This window comes from Chryseobacterium gregarium DSM 19109, from assembly GCF_000430845.1.
Lineage (GTDB): Bacteria > Bacteroidota > Bacteroidia > Flavobacteriales > Weeksellaceae > Chryseobacterium > Chryseobacterium gregarium.
The window spans coordinates 79564-98477 of the sequence record NZ_AUMU01000008.1 but is presented as its reverse complement, the minus strand read 5'-3'; the positions used below and the strand labels follow the sequence as shown (position 1 = coordinate 98477).

Annotated in this window: 13 protein-coding genes; 7 read left to right on the top strand and 6 right to left on the bottom strand. The window is 40.0% G+C overall.

Features of this window, described 5'->3' with window-relative positions; all coding sequences use genetic code 11:
- Positions 1-118: 118 nt before the first annotated feature.
- From H561_RS0110215 to H561_RS0110195, 5 genes are all read right to left on the bottom strand, one after another.
- Positions 119-1339 (bottom strand): aminotransferase class V-fold PLP-dependent enzyme, encoded by a 1221-nt coding sequence (locus H561_RS0110215; RefSeq protein ID WP_027386904.1) that lies wholly within the window; start codon positions 1337-1339, stop codon positions 119-121.
- A gap of 156 nt (positions 1340-1495) precedes the next feature.
- Complete coding sequence (locus H561_RS0110210) at positions 1496-2140, bottom strand: 50S ribosomal protein L25/general stress protein Ctc (protein WP_027386903.1); 645 nt, start codon at positions 2138-2140, stop codon at positions 1496-1498.
- A 55-nt stretch (positions 2141-2195) separates the two neighbouring features.
- A complete protein-coding gene (locus H561_RS0110205; protein WP_027386902.1) occupies positions 2196-3134 on the bottom strand; it encodes a ribose-phosphate pyrophosphokinase in 939 nt (312 codons plus the stop codon).
- Positions 3135-3219: 85 nt separating this feature from the next.
- Entirely contained in the window at positions 3220-4656 is a 1437-nt protein-coding gene (locus tag H561_RS0110200) for an SGNH/GDSL hydrolase family protein (RefSeq protein WP_027386901.1), read from the bottom strand.
- Positions 4657-4665: 9 nt separating this feature from the next.
- On the bottom strand, positions 4666-5901 hold the full coding sequence (locus H561_RS0110195) for an OmpP1/FadL family transporter (RefSeq protein ID WP_027386900.1): 1236 nt from the start codon (positions 5899-5901) through the stop codon (positions 4666-4668).
- Between the two features lie 274 nt (positions 5902-6175).
- Here H561_RS0110195 and H561_RS0110190 point away from each other — a divergent pair, with 274 nt between their 5' ends.
- From H561_RS0110190 to H561_RS0110170, 5 genes are all read left to right on the top strand, one after another.
- Positions 6176-7612: a PSP1 domain-containing protein gene (locus H561_RS0110190; protein WP_027386899.1), complete on the top strand. Its 1437-nt coding sequence runs from the start codon at positions 6176-6178 to the stop codon at positions 7610-7612.
- Positions 7605-8069, top strand: a complete 465-nt coding sequence (locus tag H561_RS0110185; protein WP_027386898.1) for a gliding motility lipoprotein GldH — start codon at positions 7605-7607, stop codon at positions 8067-8069. Before H561_RS0110190 ends, H561_RS0110185 begins: the two co-directional genes overlap by 8 nt.
- 6 nt (positions 8070-8075) lie before the next feature.
- Positions 8076-10454, top strand: a complete 2379-nt coding sequence (locus tag H561_RS0110180; RefSeq protein ID WP_027386897.1) for a transglycosylase domain-containing protein — start codon at positions 8076-8078, stop codon at positions 10452-10454.
- 75 nt (positions 10455-10529) lie between these two features.
- The gene (locus H561_RS0110175; protein ID WP_027386896.1) at positions 10530-12071 is read left to right on the top strand and encodes a protein adenylyltransferase SelO; all 1542 of its coding nucleotides are present in this window, start codon (positions 10530-10532) and stop codon (positions 12069-12071) included.
- Positions 12072-12150: 79 nt separating this feature from the next.
- A complete protein-coding gene (locus tag H561_RS0110170) occupies positions 12151-13425 on the top strand; it encodes a DUF6080 domain-containing protein (protein WP_185095976.1) in 1275 nt (424 codons plus the stop codon).
- A 313-nt stretch (positions 13426-13738) separates the two neighbouring features.
- On the opposite strand, the gene H561_RS0110165 is transcribed toward H561_RS0110170, so the two are convergent.
- A complete protein-coding gene (locus H561_RS0110165; RefSeq protein WP_027386894.1) occupies positions 13739-14278 on the bottom strand; it encodes a hypothetical protein in 540 nt (179 codons plus the stop codon).
- 184 nt (positions 14279-14462) lie between these two features.
- Here H561_RS0110165 and H561_RS0110160 point away from each other — a divergent pair, with 184 nt between their 5' ends.
- Together H561_RS0110160 and H561_RS0110155 are read left to right on the top strand one after the other, a co-directional pair.
- Positions 14463-15827: a c-type cytochrome gene (locus H561_RS0110160; RefSeq protein WP_027386893.1), complete on the top strand. Its 1365-nt coding sequence runs from the start codon at positions 14463-14465 to the stop codon at positions 15825-15827.
- Between the two features lie 22 nt (positions 15828-15849).
- Positions 15850-18909, top strand: coding sequence for a TAT-variant-translocated molybdopterin oxidoreductase (locus H561_RS0110155; RefSeq protein WP_027386892.1), 3060 nt, complete (start codon positions 15850-15852; stop codon positions 18907-18909).
- Positions 18910-18914 lie beyond the last annotated feature (5 nt).

Genomic DNA, 18914 nt, shown 5'->3' with positions numbered 1-18914 from the left:
TAAATTTAATATTTATTCCGGAAAAACGCAATACCTCAATACTGGAAACCAATGCTTTATATAAAAATAAAAAAGGCTCCAATCGGAGCCTCTATGCTAAATGAAAATCATTGATATTTTAACTCAGCATCCGCTGTGCTTTTTTCACGCCTTCTACCAGCAAATCAATCTCATTAAATGTATTATACACCGCGAAGCTTGCCCTTACGGTACCGGCAATATTAAAGAAATCCATAATCGGCTGTGTACAGTGGTGTCCGGTTCTTACAGCAATTCCTAACTTATCGAGAATCATCCCGACATCAGAAGCAATCCCAATCCCCTCAAGATTAAAGGAAACCACGCCGGTCCTGTTAGCCTTTTCCCCATAAATTCTGATTCCTTCAAGTTCCAAAAGCTGTTTCTGGGCATATTCCAGCAACGCATTTTCATGGCTCCGGATGTTTTCCTGTCCGATATTCCGGATAAAGTCCACCGCTGCTCCCAGAGCAATATTTCCACCGACATTCGGTGTCCCTGCCTCATATTTAAAAGGCAATGCGGCATAAGTGGTTTCGGTAAATGAACAGCTGGCAATCATTTCCCCTCCTCCGTGAAACGGCGGCAGTTCTTCCAGAAGCTTTTGTTTTCCGTATAAAATCCCCGTTCCCATCGGTGCATACATCTTGTGCCCTGAGAAAACAAAGAAATCACAATCCATTTTTTGTACATCAACGGTAAAGTGCGGAACTGACTGGGCGCCGTCGATTACAATATAGGCATCTGTATTTTTCCTGGTTCTTGAGATAATTTCTTCAATAGGATTAATCACGCCCAATGCATTGGAAACCTGATTTAAAGAAACTACTTTTGTTTTTTCGCTTAAAAGTTCGTCAAACTGATCGAGGTTAAGAATTCCGTTTTGATCCATAGGAATAACTTTTAATCGCGCACCCGTTCTTTCACAAAGTAACTGCCAAGGGACGATATTGGAATGGTGTTCCAGGTAAGATATAATAATCTCATCATCCTTTTTAAGCTTCTGTGTTAAAATATAGGAGATTAGATTCAATCCTTCCGTTGTGCCCTTGGTAAAAATGATTTCAAAATCGTGCTCAGCATTGATAAATTTCTGGATTTTCCTTCTGGAAAGCTCCATTTCTTCTGTTGCCAGCTGGCTCAGGGTGTGAATTCCCCTGTGTACGTTGGCATTAATTTCCGTATAATATTGATTCCAGACTTCTAAAACGGAATCCGGTTTCTGGGATGTTGCTGCATTATCCAGATAAACCAAAGGTTTCCCGTTTACCTGCCTGTCTAATATAGAAAACTGACTTCTTATTTCCTGAATGTCAAACATTTATTAAAATTTTAAATTGATACGTTCTTATTTAGAACCCTTCAAATTTACGGCTTTTTTTCTGAAAGGAAGGTGGCTAAATATGATTATAGATGTAATCTAAAAACAAAAACCTGCCAGAACTGACAGGTTTTATATCGTTTAAATAAGTGATTCTTATTCTGCTGAAGTAGTTTCTTCTGCTGCCGGAGCAGCTCCTTCTTCTGTTGTTCCTTCTTCTTCATCATCATCCTCAACTACAGCACCGCCTTTCATTGCATTTCTAGACATCTTAACAGCAACTACTACTGCATTGTCCGGGTGCACGAAAGAATATCCTTCAGTTTTAATACCACCGATGTATAATTTGTTACCGATTCTTAATTGGGTAACATCTACAACGATTTCGTCAGGTAAGTTAGCAGGAATAGCTTTTACCTTTAATTTTCTGAAAGATTGACGTAAAGCACCACCAGCTACAACACCTTTGGAACGACCTGTCATTCTTACAGGAACTTCCATAACAACCGGCTTATCAGCAGATAATTGATAGAAGTCTGCGTGAAGAATTTTATCAGTGATCGGGTGGAACTGAATATCCTGAAGAACGGCCGGAATTGTCTGACCATCAACCTCAATAGATACCGTGTGTGCTTCAGGAGTATATACCAAACCTTTGAATGCTCTCTCTTCTGCAGAGAAGTTCAATGGCTCGCCACCTCCGTAAACAACACAAGGAACTAATTCAGCATCACGTAAAGCTTTTGTCGACTTTTTGCCCACGCTTTCTCTTTTTGTACCTTGAATTGTAATAGATTTCATTTATAAAAATTTAAAAATTTGTTTCAATTTGAACCTGCAAAACAATGAATATCAATTAGATAATGAATTTACTGCTAATTGACTGATGCTCATGAACCATCTTCATAACGTCTGCAAATAATGGGGCGCAAGATAGCACTTTTATTTTAGTTGTCAAATTATTTTTCAAAGGAATCGAGTCAGTTACAATTACTTCCAATAATTTTGAGTTCTCAATATTTTCGTAAGCCTTCCCTGAAAGAACTCCATGAGTGGCCATTGCCCTTACGGATTTAGCTCCTTTTTCCATTAAGATATCGGCGGCCTTGCAAAGGGTGCCTGCGGTATCGATCATATCATCAATAAGGATTACATTTTTACCCTCTACATCTCCGATAAGGAACATTTCTTCTACCACATTGGCCTTTTTTCTTTCCTTATAAGCAATTACCACGTCTGCTCCTAAGTGTCCTGCATAGTTTTTCGCTCTTTTTGCCCCTCCCATATCCGGAGAAGCAATGGTAAGGTCTTCCAGTTTTAGATCTCTGATATAATCCACGAAAATCGTGGAAGCATATAAGTGATCTACCGGAATTTCAAAGAATCCCTGGATCTGATCTGCGTGCAGATCCATCGTCATTACCCTTGTTGCCCCTGCAGCAGTCAAAAGATTTGCAACCAGTTTTGCTCCGATAGGTGCTCTTGGCTGGTCTTTTCTGTCCTGTCTTGCAAGCCCGAAATAAGGAAGTACGACGGTAATGCTTTTTGCAGAAGCTCTTTTTGCAGCATCAATCATCAGAAGAAGTTCTAAAAGATTGTCTGCCGGGGGAAATGTAGATCCAATCAGGAACACTCTTCCTCCTCTTACAGATTCATCCAGAACAGGTTCAAATTCCCCGTCACTGAACTCCTGAAAGTTGATCTTCCCTAATTGCTGCCCGTAATGCTGGGCAATTTTCTCTGCCAAGTCCTTACTCGTCCTTGTACTAAATAGATAACTTAACTGATCGGCCATTTTTACTTTTTAAAAGATTTTGCAAATTTAAAAAAAAACCACAAGAATTACTCTTGTGGTTTCTAAGTTTTTATTTTATCAATAATTACGGGAAGGTAACTCCGGAATATGTATTAGGATTTACCTGGGGTAACGTGGATTTGTATTTATCATTAATTGTTTTGATAAACTCATTGGCTATGATGGCATACCCTCTGCCTGTAAGGTGAATACCGTCCAGTGAAAATGCACCGCCGCTAACAAAAGTCGCAGTATATTTCACTCCGTCCCAAACGATTCCCGATTTGGAATTGAGCTCTTCCATCTTTGCATTCATATCTACAAATGCAAGATTTTTGGCAGCCGCTACATTTTTTATGGTTGTATTATAGGCAACCGTAGCAGTTGTTACTTTTGCCGCTTCAGATTCCGTCAGCACAAGCTTATCTTCCAAAGGAACAGATGTACCTCCCCCGGCTGTCGGATTAAGAACCTGGCTTGCCGGTAATAAAATGAAATCTTTTGCAGTGGTCTGCCGGTATTTCGGAAGCCCCGGAACAGTTGACAGGTCTTTATCAGCAATTACCGCTCCGTTTGCTACAGCTCCTGCTGTAAACTTTATCAGTCTTTTCTGGTATTCTGCATCATTGATTGCCCCTAAGCTTTTAGCTTGTGCTAGCCCTGCATTATATGCAGCATACCCTCCGTTTAGCTGTGTAACCTGTGCAGCAGTAAGATTGGTAAGCGGCATAGCCGGAACTCTTGTAAAATAAGGCACACTTGTTACGTTAGGTATATTGGCTATGATTCCTTTTCTTGTTGTTCCTGCAGGAAATAACAACCCTACTAATGCGGTATATGAATTGGTAAAACCAACACCGACAGCTCCGTCAACCGGGGTAATCGGGTTAGAACCGTCTCCGCCTGAAGTTGCATATCCCAATACATCATTATTCCCGATCCATAAAGAGATAAAGGTAGGATTCTGTGCCAATGCATCACTAACAACAGATGCAGTAGCAGACGAAGCAAATCTTGCAAAATAAGGATTCGCAAGGCCTAAAGGAATATTCGCAGCATTGCCGTAACCCGGAGCTAACAAGTGAAATACTTTCGCACCCGGAACTCCCATATTCTGGTAAGTCCCTCCTGAAGTCACATTATCCAATACAGCCGCCGGACTGTTAGGTACAGGACTTAATGCCCCATTCACCATCTTAAGCTCCAGTTTACCCGGAAAACCTGGCAACCCTATAAATCCGCCAACATTATTCGGCATCAGTGGCTGTTTAAATGCTCCTCCTCCGGCAAGTTTCATCTGAGCGGCAATCATTGAGGGATAAGATTCATTCTGCCCGGAACTGTAAAGAGCTCCGTCCCGGTATCCGGATGTCAAAGAATTACCCAGTGCAACATATTTAGAGAAATCGGCTTCACCCTTAGTGACCACCACATCATTTACATCGGTATCAAAATCATTTTCGCAGCTTGTTGTAAAAAGCATTGCAGAAATCGCGAATGTAGAAATTATAATTTTTTTCATAGTCTTCAATTAAAAAGGGTTGTAAGATAAACCTAAACCTAAATAGAACGCCTTAGCTTTAGCCTGTCCATAAAATCCAAGTGTTGAATTGTTTACATCTCTCGCCTGAGGCATTGCATATCCTCCTGCCACGTCAACTCCGAACTGCTTCAGCTTAAAGCCAACCCCGCCCGTTACAACATAGGTATTGAACGATGGAGTTTCAGGAATAAAATGGTCATCAGAATAAGGAGACTCATCATAATAAGCTCCCAGACGTCCGTAGATCATATCAGTGAATGCATATTGGGTTCCTAATCTGAATGTTTTGGAATTCCTGAAGTTTTTAGGAGAAACAGAAACTGTAGGATCTGCCTGGTTTCCAACCGGTGCCGTAGCGAAATCCAGTGTCAGTTTGCTGTACCGTTCCCAACCATGATAATTGAAATCAGCAGAAACCAACCATTTCGGAGTGATCTTATAGGTTAAACCAACCGTATATTCTTCCACCAAAGGCAATGTTGCCGTAAAGCCGTCTTTGCCGCTTGCATCCAAACCTAATAAAGTATAAGCAGAAGCCGACGGAAACTTAAAGGTAGCCGTTCCGTTTTTGGCCTTCATATCAACCGGCGAACGGTAGGCAATACTCACGTCAAGTTTAGGGTCCGGTCTGAAATAAAACCCGAAGCCGTAACCATGGCCGCTTGCTTTTTCATCATTGATATTAACCTGGCCTCCGAACTGCGTCACGGCCTTATCCCAGTCCACTTTTCCTTTTGCATAGATATAGCTTGCTCCAAAAGCCAGCCAGTCATTGAACTTATAAGAAACCATAGGCTGGAAATAATAACTTTTCAGCTCAAGTCTCTGAACCATTTCTTTTCCTTCCCACTGATCCGGCCACTCAATCGTACTTCCGAAAGGAGTGGAAAAACTGAACCCGATTGACAATTTATCGATCGGTCTATAAGCAATAGCTGCGTAAATAGGCGTTCCCGTCGGATTATTGGTTTCTGTGCTCTGCAGGGTATTCAGATTCTGAAAAGTAACCTTATTGCTTGCTCCGAATCCTCCGGCAACGATACTTAGCTTCGAAGGAATGAATGACATTCCTGCAGGATTGAAGAATGCCACACTCGCATCTTCAGCATGCGCACTGGTATGCGCCATTGCCAATTGCTTTACCCCCTGCAAAGAAACCCTGAAGCCTCCCGCATAAGATAGAACCCCCGCCAGTAATGCAGTTGATACTAATATTTTTTTCATAGACTATTATTATATAAGTCAAATATAAAATTATTTTGGCTATGCCTGTTAATAAATCATAAAATTTTAAACGATATGGAAAAAGAAAATTATGTTTAAAATAGCATTATAATAAATCACGAGTTAATTCATCTAATTATCAAGACTCTAACAAACCTACTTCCGTAAATTTTTATTTTTGTTTAATCCCAAACACCGATGTTTCTGAATATTTGATTATTTTAGACCTTATAAAGATAAAAATCATAAATTTGCAAGATTAAATATATAATATATGAGTTGTGGATGTAAAACATCCGGCGATTCTGCACATTCTTGCGGACCCAAGAAAACCGCGAATGGCTGTGAAAACGTAAATACCTGTGGTAATAGTTATAAATTAAGTGTTTTTGACTGGCTTTCCAACATCAACAATCCTGCACCGAACAGATGCGATTTTGTAGAGGTTAGATTTAAAAATGACAGAAAATCCTTTTATAAAAATATAAATAATATCCCGTTACACATAGGTAGTGTCGTTACAGTAGAATCAAGTCCCGGACATGATGTAGGTGTGGTAAGTCTCACCGGAGAATTGGTGAAAATTCAGATGAAGAAGAAAAGAGCTTCTGAAGAACTAGCCCTTAAAATATACAGACAGGCCAACCAGAAAGATCTTGAGGTATGGCAGGAAGCGCGAAAAAAAGAAGAGAATATAAAAATAGAAGCGCGAAAAATCGCCCATAGAATCGGTCTTGAAATGAAGATTACCGATGTAGAGTACCAGGGAGACGCTTCAAAAGTTACATTTTATTATACCGCAGAAAACCGTGTGGATTTCAGGCAGCTGATTAAAGAATACGCAGGTGCTTTCAGAACGAAAATCGACATGAAGCAGATCGGTTTCAGGCAGGAAGCAGCAAAAGTAGGCGGAATCGGATCGTGTGGAAGAGAGCTTTGCTGTTCAACCTGGCTGACAGATTTCAGATCTGTCAATACCAATGTGGCAAGATACCAGCAGTTGAGTATCAATCCTCAAAAGTTGGCCGGACAATGCGGTAAGCTTAAGTGCTGCCTTAATTACGAACTGGACAGCTATCTTGATGCGCTAAGCCACTTTCCATCTTCTTCAACCACTTTGGATACTGAAAAAGGAAGAGCATTCTGTATTAAAATCGACGTTTTCAAAAAGAAAATGTGGTTTGCTTATGTAGATAGTTCTATGGCATGGTACGACTTTGATATTGATGTGATTAAAAAATTAATCGCCAAAAACAAGCGTGGCGAAAAGACACCTCCTCTTGAAGAACTGAAACAGCCGGATGCGCCATTGGTAAGCATTGACCTGATTCAGGAAAACAGTGTTGACCGGTTTGAAAAGAAAAACAGAGGGAATAATAACAAGAACAGAAGCCAGAACAGGCCAAACAACAATCAGAATAATCCGAATCAGGGACAAAAAAGGAATCAGGCCAGACCTGAGAGACAAGACCGTCCTGAGCGTTCTGACAGAAATGAAAAATCTGAAAGGCCTCAAAGACAGGAGAGACAGCCTAATCCAAATGCCAATGCGGCCGGACAGCCAAGGGCACAGAAGCAACAGCAACAGCAGCCCAAGCCTCAGATAGAGAAAACTGAAGCAGTAACCGGTGGTGATGCTGAGAAGAAGCCTAATCCGAACAAGAAAAAATTTAAAAAGAAGTTTCCTCCAAAAAAAGATAACAATGCGTAAAATTTTAGGATTATTCTCATTTATCCTTTTCTTGAGCTGCCAGTCTTCTTCAGAAGGAGAAGTTATCATGAATCCCGTTGATAACAAATGGAATAAGAAAAGCGAACAAAAATTTAATCTTGAAATTTCAGATCCTGAACATCCTAAAAATATTATATTTGTTGTAAGGAACAACAATGAGTATCCTTACAGCAATATCAGGTTAATTGTTAATTTCACCAATCTTCAGAACAAGAAAAAGGAAACGGACACGTTAAACTATATACTGGCTAAACCAAACGGAGACTGGCTGGGAACAGGATTCGGTGATACAAAAGAAACATTGTTTCAGTATAAACTGAACTACAGATTTCCGGCAAAAGGAACATATGAAATAGGCCTGATCCAGGCTATGAGAAATGATATTTTACCGGGAATTGAAGACATTGGAGTAAAAATAGAAACGGATAAACCGTAATCATCAATGGAAGAAAACAGATCTAATACAGGAAGAAAAGGGAAAACCTTCCCTCTTCCTCCCAAAAAGAAAAATACCGCCTGGAAAAAGTGGGTCAGCATTATCTGGGTAGGGTTAATTGCTATCGTTTTAGGAATTTCAGGACTTTTCTTTGCCGTTTCCCAGGGCTTTCTTGGAGAAATGCCCGATGTAAAAGAGCTTGAAAACCCGGATATCTATGTTGCCTCTGAAATCATCTCTTCAGATGGGGTCTTATTAGGCAAATTTGAAAAGGAAAAAACACAGCCTATTATTTATAAAGACCTTCCTCCTTTTCTGATCTATGCTCTTCAAGCCAAAGAGGATGAACGTTTCAAGGAACATTCGGGGATTGATTTACAGTCGGTGGCTAGGGCCGTTGCTTATGGCGGCGGAAGAGGTGGCGGCTCCACCATTACCCAACAGTTAGCAAAACTTCTTTTCACCAATGGTGCCTCTCGGAATAAAATCGGAAGGGCTTTCCAGAAATTAAAAGAATGGGTTGTTGCAGTAAGTCTTGAAAAAAGATATACCAAAGAAGAGATCGTAACTTTATATTTCAATAAGTTTGACTTCTTATACAATGCCAACGGAATTGAAATGGCTTCCCGGATTTATTTCAATAAAAAAACATCCCAGCTTACCTTACCGGAAGCCGCTATGTTTGTTGCCATGCTGGAAAACCCGGTAAAAAACAATCCGATGAGAAACCCTGAACGGGCAAAAGCCAGAAGGGATGTCGTACTGGACCAGATGCTGAAAACAGGTTATGTTGACCAGGCAACCTTTGAAAAAGCAGTTGCTACCCCTATCACTTTGGACTATCATCCGATTAAAAATATCAACGACGATTATTCAGCTTATTACAAGTTCTATCTTAAAAAGGAAATCGACAATTATCTTAAAGATTACGAAAAAGAAAACGGCAAAAAGCTAAATCTCTATAAAGACGGTCTTAAAATTTTCGTAACGCTCGATTCCAAAATGCAGAAATATGCTGAAGATGCTATTAAAGAGCATTTAATGGATATCCAGAAAAGATTTGATGCTGAACAGAGAGGTAGAAAAAACTGGCCTTTTTATTACCTGAATGACAAGCAGATCAACAGTTTGATGGTGCAGGCCATGAAAAGAACCGGCCGTTATAAACAATTGCAGGCAGCAGGCGTTTCTGAAGATTCCATTATGATGGAATTCAAAAAACCGGTGAAGACCTCCCGTTTCACATGGGCGGGTGAAGAAGAAGTGGAGATGTCACCATGGGATTCGATCAGATGGCACAAAAAAGTGGCTCAGGCCGGATTGATGTCAATGACTCCGGGAACAGGTGAAATTAAAGCCTGGGTTGGCGGTATCGACTGGGAACATTTTCAATACGATCATATTAAACAGGGAAAAAGACAGGTAGGCTCCACATTTAAGCCTTTTGTATATGCAACGGCAATTATGAAACTGGGCATGACCCCTTGCTCCGTAGTTTCCAATGCAAGCTTCAACAAAGGAACATACCATGTTCCGGGAAGAGGCGGCATGCTTACGCTGAAAGATGCTTTGGCACACTCTCAGAACCCTGTTGCCCTGCGTCTCGCTGAGATGACGGGAACACAGAGCGTTATTCAGACCGCAAGGGATCTTGGAGTAACGGAGGACATTTCTACCAGTTTACCGATGGCTTTGGGTTCATCCGACATTACCATTTATGAAATGGTAGGTGCTTACAGTACCTTTGCGAATTACGGAAACTACAACAAACCGGAAATGATCTGGAGAATTGAAGATGCCAACGGAAGGGTAATCAAAGAAGTGAATGTAGAGCCGAAAGAAGTAATGAACCCACTGTATGCATACACCATGATCGAACTGATGAAAGGGGTTGCACAATACGGTACCGCTTCAGGAGAATTGGGAAGAAAAGGAATCTCAAAAGATATAGAAATTGCCGGTAAAACAGGAACCACGCAGAACAATTCTGACGGTTGGTTTATGGGTATCGTTCCCAAACTGGCTACCGGCGCATGGGTCGGATGGGAAGACAGGGCAACCCACTTCTTAGGAACCGGTGAAGGTCAGGGTGCTAAAATGGCATTGCCGATCTGGGCTATTTTCATGAAGAAAGTATGGGCAGACAAAACTTTAGGAGTCTCTCCTGATGATAAGTTTGTCAAACCTTCGGAATGGAAAGACGGATGCTCCAACCTAAAAGGCTTGAGCGGAGGCTATGGAGATGACGGCGGTTTACAGACAATTGATGAGATTAAAAATCCCAGACCTGCAGAACCTTCGGGACCTAAAAATTCAGGTAAAAAAGAAGAGAATGTCAATGAAAACCTGAATACAGGGGAAGATATAGATTTTAATAATAAATAAATTCTCTTTTAGATATACACAAGACCTTTCAGTGATTTGAAAGGTCTTTTCTTTTATAATTAATATCTTTGAAATATGAATATTGAAAACATACAACAACCCTTTATAAAAATATTTCCCGGCGATTTCTCAGGCAATCAGATGCAGAGGAACACGCCGAAAGTCTTATTCTCTGCCACACCACCGGCGGGCTTTGATCATCCGAAGCTTATTGCTTTCAACGAAAAACTTTCAGAAGAAATCGGTTTGGGAAAATTTGAAGAAAAAGACCTTGATTTTCTGGTCGGAAATAATCTTCCCGAAAATATTAAAACCTATTCTACCGCCTATGCAGGACATCAGTTCGGCAACTGGGCAGGACAGCTGGGCGACGGTCGCGCTATCCTTGCAGGAGAAATAACCAGTAATGCCGGACAGAAAAATGAGATCCAGTGGAAAGGTGCCGGAGCAACCCCGTATTCCAGGCATGCTGACGGAAGAGCTGTGTTGAGGTCATCGGTCCGCGAATACCTGATGAGTGAAGCAATGTTCCACCTGGGTATTCCGACAACACGGGCCTTGAGCCTTACTTTTACGGGAGAAGACGTTGTAAGGGATATGATGTACAACGGAAATCCGCAATATGAAAAGGGCGCAGTGGTTATCCGGACAGCGGAAAGCTTTCTCCGTTTCGGACATTTTGAACTGATGTCTGCCCAAAAAGAATACAAAACTTTACAGGACTTGGCAGACTATACCATTAAAAATTATTTTAAAGAAATTACTTCGGAAGGAGAACAGAAATATAAAGATTTTTTTGAAAATGTAGGCAGAAAAACGGCAGATCTTATGGTGGAATGGTACCGGGTCGGGTTCGTTCATGGGGTAATGAATACCGATAACATGTCAATTCTGGGCTTAACGATTGATTATGGACCTTATTCAATGATGGATGAGTACAGTTTAAATTTCACGCCTAATACAACGGACCTTCCCGGCAGAAGATATGCTTTCGGAAAACAGGGCCAGATTGCGCAGTGGAACCTGTGGCAGCTCGCCAATGCCCTTCATCCGTTAATTAAAGACGAAAAGTTTCTGGAAGACATCCTGAATGATTTCGGAAGCTATTTCTGGGAAACCCATGACCGGATGCTCTGCCGGAAATTCGGATTTGATCAGCTGCTGACCCATGATGAAAAGTTTTTCACCGGCTGGCAGGAACTGATGCAGGAACTTCAGCTTGACTACACCCTGTTTTTTAATCAGCTGGAGAAATTTGACATTCAAAAAGATATGAAAAATCAGTTCGAAAATGTTTCCTATACTTTTCTGGATGATGAGAAAATCTTAAAACTCGAAAATTTCATGGCATCCTATCAATCAAGATTAGAAAGAAATATTATTTCCAAGGAACAGTCTTCAGATATAATGAAAAAAACAAACCCCAAGTTTATTCTGAGAAATTATCTTTTATACCAGTGTATCGAAGAAATCAACGAAGGAAAAACGGGCATGCTTTACAGATTAACCAAAGCCCTGGAAAATCCTTATGAAGAAATTTATCCTGAATTTTCAGTAAAAAGACCTTCAAAATATGATGATACCTCAGGATGTTCAACACTTTCCTGCAGTTCTTAACTTAAATGAATTAAAATCAATTGTCAAACTCATCAAAACTGGTGAGTTTTTATTTTATTTTTGCAAAAACTTATCTAAAGTGTCAAAGCTCAGAATAAAATTTACAGATTTTTTTAAACTCTTGTTTCCTTCAACGGGCATTGAACTGGTCGTATTCCTTTTTTTTCTGGTTGTCTACGGATACCTGGGTTCTTACATCGCCATCCATCACAAGATTATTTTTGACAGCCGCATTCCCTGGGATGCCTATTTCAGTTTTGACAATAAATCCATCGTGATGAGCGGCGGAAGCTTTGAGAGACATCCGCTCTCCTATTACTTTTTCAACTGGATCCGTGAACTGGCCCTGCTGTTTTCAGATGGAAAAATGGATGGGAATTTCAGGTTTGCCCTGGCGTGGTTCAGTAATATTGCAGTAAGCCTCAGCATCCTTCAGGTTTTCAAATATCTGAAAAATATCATTCAGCTGCCTCTTATAATCAGTATTTTACTGATCCTGTTTTTCGGATCGTTTTCAACCTTGATCCTGCTTTCATTCACTCCGGAAAATTTTACCTATACCCTGTTTTTACTGACTTTATTTAATCATTATTCAGCCGTAAAATTGAAAAAAGAAGAAAAAATTCCCGCTTTGGCACTGGTCTTTTCAGGGATCACCATCGGAGGATTAACGGTAACGAATATTATCAAAGTTTTTATTCCGGTCCTGTTTGAAAAAGGATTGTTTAAAAACAGGAAAAAATTCGGAAATGCCGTTTTCAGGGTAATATTTACCTGTATTTGCTTTGTACTGCTGTATTTAAACCGTATTGATTTCAAATATCAGAATATCTTCAGCAAAACAAGCGAACAGTATGAAAAATTTTCAAATGTTAAATCCACTCCGCTATGGGATATGATTTCTTCTTATTTTTTCGGCGGAAATATCCTGTTCTCGAACTTTGTCATCCGTGATAAGCACAATATGAAAGGTTTTGAATACAAAGGGATTATTATGGATGTCTATTCATCATGGATTCCTTATATTTTTATTGCCGTTCTGCTTGGACTTATTTTGTGGAGCTATTATAAAAACTTCAACAACAGACTGGTTCAGGTAATCATGATTTCATTTCTGCTGGATGTGGTCATTCACTGTATTATGAAATTCGGGATCCATACTTCTTACATTTACGGCGGGCACTTCGTTTTTATATATCCGATCCTGTTGGGATGGTTATTTTATGCTTACAGAAAATCCCCGAAAATACTGTCTTTCCTGACTGCGGTGCTCTGCATTTTATTTACCTATTTAGCAATAAACAACTATGTAAGGATGACAGAATTTTTCTGGTTTTTAAATAATTATTACTAAAGTCCTTTTAAAAAAGACTTTATAAAACTTATTCCAAAATTCCGTTGCTTATTTTTTTATATTTTAAAGATTTGAATACATATAAAATATTGGTGATCAAGCTACTCTGCGATAAAGTATCTTCTAAAATAATTTAATTCAGATTCTAATACAATCTGAATTAAATGACCCTTTCGGAATTGGTTTTAAGATAAATGACAGCAAGCCATCATACAGAAATGATTTTTTGTAAAATGGCATTAAACCAATACCTGATTTTAAAATAAAAAGCTGAGAATTCATCCTCAGCTTTATGTTTTTATGGCAATAAATTTTATTTGGCTTCCGCACAGAAAATTCTGTATTGTACGGGAATGGCAGATTTAAAATATTCTCTTACTCTTGAAAGGTCAGAAGAGGCGCTCTGTTTGGTAAAATAACTTCCCGCTAAAATTTTATAATTGGGTCTCAACGAGGCATCCGTTTCTACTTTCAGGTTAGGAAACCTCTTTCTGAAATAGGATTTCACTTCATTGGCTTCTTCGTTACTTTTTACCGTAGTAATCTGTATTTTGTACCCCAGAATCCTCGGATTTTTTCTGCAGATTTCTGCATTGCTCATCTCTCTGCTTGGAACATAAATCTTTACAGGCTTGGGAGATACATAGTCATCGTCATCATTCCTTGAAGGTATGGCTACGGCGACTCTCGTACACTTATCTTCAATACTTTCCAGTGTAGCATTTACCTTAGAATCCATAGTCATCGTAAGTTCAGTGCCTGCCAAAGTATCTCTCTTTACAATCTGCTGTGCATCAACAGTATAAAATGCCAATAGAGAGAATATCGAAAATATTTTAATAAAATTTTTCATTTAAACTTGTTTCCGCAAATTTAGGCAAATTAAAAAATTATACCAAACAGAGTTATTTAGAATCAATACAAATTAAACGTAAATGACATTTTCCCCTTTGCATATGCCGTTAAATTGGTGTTAAAAATATTATTTTTGCGGGATTGATTGAATGTTCAATATTTACTAACATAAGATAATTTAAATGATTAGTTGGAGAAAGCATTATAGAAAAACGTTGATTGCAATAGGCTTATTGTTGTCAACCAGTGCTTCAATTTACGGGCAAGAAGGCGATCCGAGCAATGGTGAGAAACTTTTCAAAGCAAATTGTACAGCATGCCACGCACTAGACAAACAAGTTGTAGGACCACCGTTGAAGGGGGTTGTGGAACGCGTAAAGACAGAGGGTGGGGTGGATACAGACTGGCTTCACAAGTGGATCAAGGATAACAAGTCTTTGAGAGCTTCCGGAGATAAGTACGCCAATGAAATTTTCGAAAAATTTAACAAGACTGAGATGCAGGTCTTTCCAAATCTTACCGATAAGGATATTGATGACATCTTAGCCTACACAACTAATCCTCCGGCTGCACCTGCCGCTGATGAAAAGAAAACAACAGCAGATCCTGCCAATGCAACAGCAGCACCGGCAAACAGCTCTACGACAACAAACGTAGTGATTATTTCACTTTTGGCCATTGCCGCTTTATTGGTTTGGATCTTAATAAAACTAAGACAGCTCGTTAAATTAGGACAGTCTGAAGACTTAGCCGGACTTAACGAATCAAGGGTTAAATCTTTCAGTGAGATCTATGAAAAATACCATTATATCGGTAAGGGAATCATTGCTATCCTTGCGCTTCTGGCCGCTTACGGGGTTTGGAACTGGATCATGTGGATCGGGGTTTACAAAGGATACAAGCCGGAACAGCCTATCTATTTCTCTCATAAAATCCACGCCGGGGAACAGAAGATTGACTGTCAACTTTGTCACTCCAGTGCCAAGTATGGAAAAGTATCTGAAATCCCTTCTATGAACGTTTGTATGAACTGCCACAGAACAATTTCTGAGTACAACGCAGAGCATTACATGGAACCAGGAAAAGATAAGGCATTCTACGACGGGGAAATCCAGAAAATTTATGCTGCCACAGGATGGAATTCTGAAAAACAGCAGTATACAGGAAAAACCCAGCCGGTTGAATGGACGAGAATTCACAATATGCCGGACTTCGTTTACTTTAATCACTCACAGCACGTGGTAGCCGGTGAACAAGCAATTATCAATTCTTTCAACAAAAAGAACCCTGACAATAAAATCGACGTTGTTTGTAAAGCGTGTCACGGAAAAATAGATACAATGAATGTTGTTCAGATGGCTAATGACTTCACAATGGGATGGTGTATCGAGTGCCACAGAACGACTGAAGTTGATATGAACAACGGTTATAATAAAGAATACTTCAAGAATCTACATGACAAATTGAAAAAACAATACCCTAAAGATGGTGGTAAGATTACTGTAGATGCTATTGGAGGTCTTGAATGTGGTAAATGTCATTATTAATAACTAAAAATTAGAAGTATAAATGGCTTCAAACAAAATACAATTTAGAAGTATTCACGAACTTAAAGATCCGGCTTTAAACAATAAGCTGGCTCAGAAAGAGTTCCAGGAAGAAATTCCGGTAGAAGATTTCCTTGGAGATGCTGAACAGAACGGTTCTGCTACTTCAAGAAGGGATTTCTTAAAATTATTAGGATTCTCTACAGCTGCGGTAACCCTGGCTGCATGTGAAGCTCCGGTAATTAAAACAATCCCTTATGTGGTAAAACCGCATGATATTATCCCGGGGATCCCGAATTATTACGCTTCAACATATTTCGACGGCTTTGACTTTGCGAGTATTCTGGTAAAGACACGTGAAGGAAGACCGATTAAAATCGAACCGAATCCGGCTGCCGGAGATTTGGGAAAAACAAGCGCAAGAGCTCAGGCAAGTGTACTTTCTCTTTATGATAATGATAAAGTAAAGCAGCCGAAATTTGAAGGTAAAGATGAAACTTTTGATAAAGTTGACAGCTTTGTGATCAAAGGACTGGAAGAAGCTAATGCAGCAGGTAAAAGAATCGTATTATTATCACATTCTTTTGCGTCCCCTACTTTCAAAAAATTATTTGCTGAATTTAAAGCTAAATATCCTACAGCAGAATTAGTAACTTATGATGCTTTCCCTTATGCTGCAGCTCTGGATGCTGCGCAGGAAGTTTTTGGAACAAGAGCATTACCGGTATATGACCTTAGAGGGACAGAACTGGTAGTGGCATTCCAGGCTGATTTCTTGGGAGATTACAATGCAGCAAGCCTTGAATCTTCTTATGCAGCAGCAAGAAAACCGGGAGCCAATATGTTAAGACATATCCAGGTAGAATCCAATATGTCTCTGACGGGTGCTAACGCTGACTCAAGAGTAAGATTAAAGCCAAGCCAGGTTAATAAAACCCTGGTGGAAGTATATAACGCCATTGTCGGTGGAGGAACTTCTGATAAAACAGCTTCTGAAATCGCGAAAGAACTTCAGGCAAAAGGAAGCAAGGCAGTAGTTTTTGCTGACAGCTCCAAAGGTGCTCAGGTACTCGCTCATTTAATTAACCAGAAATTAGGATCTGTTGCTTTCACCGGTAAAGCTAACTTCTTAAAAGATTTTGATAAAGCAAGATTCCAGGAATTCCTCGGATGGGTAAATGCAGGTCAGGTTGGGGTATTAATTACCAACAATGTAGACCCTATTTACTCTTATCATAAAGGAGAAGATTTCAAAAAATCTCTATCCAAAGTTCCTTATGTGATCGCTGTGGCTGAGAAGAAAAATGAAATGTACAAAGCTGCGAAAGCGGTAATCCCTGTAGCCAACTGGCTGGAATCCTGGGGAGATATCGAACCTCAGACAGGTGTATATTCATTAATGCAGCCTACCATTCAGAAAATTTACAAATCAAGACAGATCGAAGAATCTTTATTGGTTTGGAAGAACGGTAAAAACAACGCAGCCAATAACTATTACGATTATTTAAAAGCAAGTGCTTCTTCTCTTTTAGGGGCTACTTCTTTCAATAAAGCTTTATATAACGGTATCAACGTTTCCCCGAATGCTACGACCTTGTCTTACGCCGGAGGAAATGCAGCTCAGGCCTTGGCTGAATTAGGAAACTTTAAAACTTCCGACCTGGAATTGGTATTGTATACCAAGACTGCAATGGGAGATGGTACCCAGGCCAATAACCCTTGGCTACAGGAATTACCGGATCCGTTGACAAGAATGTCTTGGGATAATTACCTGACCATTTCTCCTAAAGATGCAGAAAGATTAGGACTTGAAAATGATCTTAATGCAAGGATGCAGCTTGACGGTTCTATTGTGAACCTTACGGTAAACGGAGTAACCGTAAAAGATGTCCCTGTATTTATCCAGCCCGGTCAGGCAGAAGGATCAGTAGGTCTTGCGCTTGGATACGGTAAGAAAAACTCAGGAGCTACCGCTGATACAGGGGTAAATGCTTATCCTTTATTTGACGGTTCCAACCTTGCGGTTTCTAATGTTAAGTTAGAAAAGACAGGAGAAGACCACGAATTTGCAGGAATCCAGCTTCAGAATACTTTAATGGGCCGTTATGAGATCGCTAAAGAAGTTCCTTTGGCTGAATTCTTAAACGTTGCCTTCGATGACGAACATAAAGGATGGAACAGGCCTTTGGAATATCATACCATCAGCGGAGCACTTCCGGCAAGAAAAATTGACCTTTGGGATGCTTTCGATGATACGGACGGACCTCACTTCAACATGTCTGTCGATCTTAACTCCTGTACTGGATGCGGATCTTGTATCATTGCCTGTCAGGCAGAAAACAACGTTCCTGTTGTAGGTAAAGAAGAGATCAGAATGTCCAGAGATATGTATTGGTTAAGAATTGACCGTTACTATTCTTCAAGACAGAAAGTAGAAGTATACGAAGGATTAAAAGAAGGAATGGCCGTACCTGAATTGTACGGTACTGCATTCGGAGACGGAGGGGCCTTGAACCACCCGGCAGACAATCCTGATGTCATCTTCCAGCCCGTAATGTGTCAGCACTGTAACCATGCACCTTGTGAAACAGTATGTCCGGTAGCGGCTACTTCTCACAGTAAGCAGGGACAGAACCATATGGCTTACAACAGATGTATCGGTACGAGATACTGTGCGAACAACTGTCCGTATAAAGTAAGACGTTTCAACTGGTTTACCTATAACTTAAATGACAAGTTTGATTTCAATCAGAATAACGATTTAGGAAGAATGGTACTGAATCCGGATGTCGTGGTAAGAACGAGAGGGGTAATGGAGAAATGTTCATTATGTATCCAGATGACTCAGACTACTATTCTTGAAGCGAAGAAAGAAAACAGAGTGGTACAAGACGGGGAATTCCAGACGGCATGTTCAAAAGCCTGTACTACGGGATCCATCCAGTTCGGAGACATGAATGACAAAGCATCTGAAGTCAGAAAATTATATGCTGATAACAGGAGATATTATTTACTTGAAGAGATCGGGACCAAACCAAATGTGTTCTATCATACCAAAGTAAGAAACAGAGTAGAAAAATAAAGTTT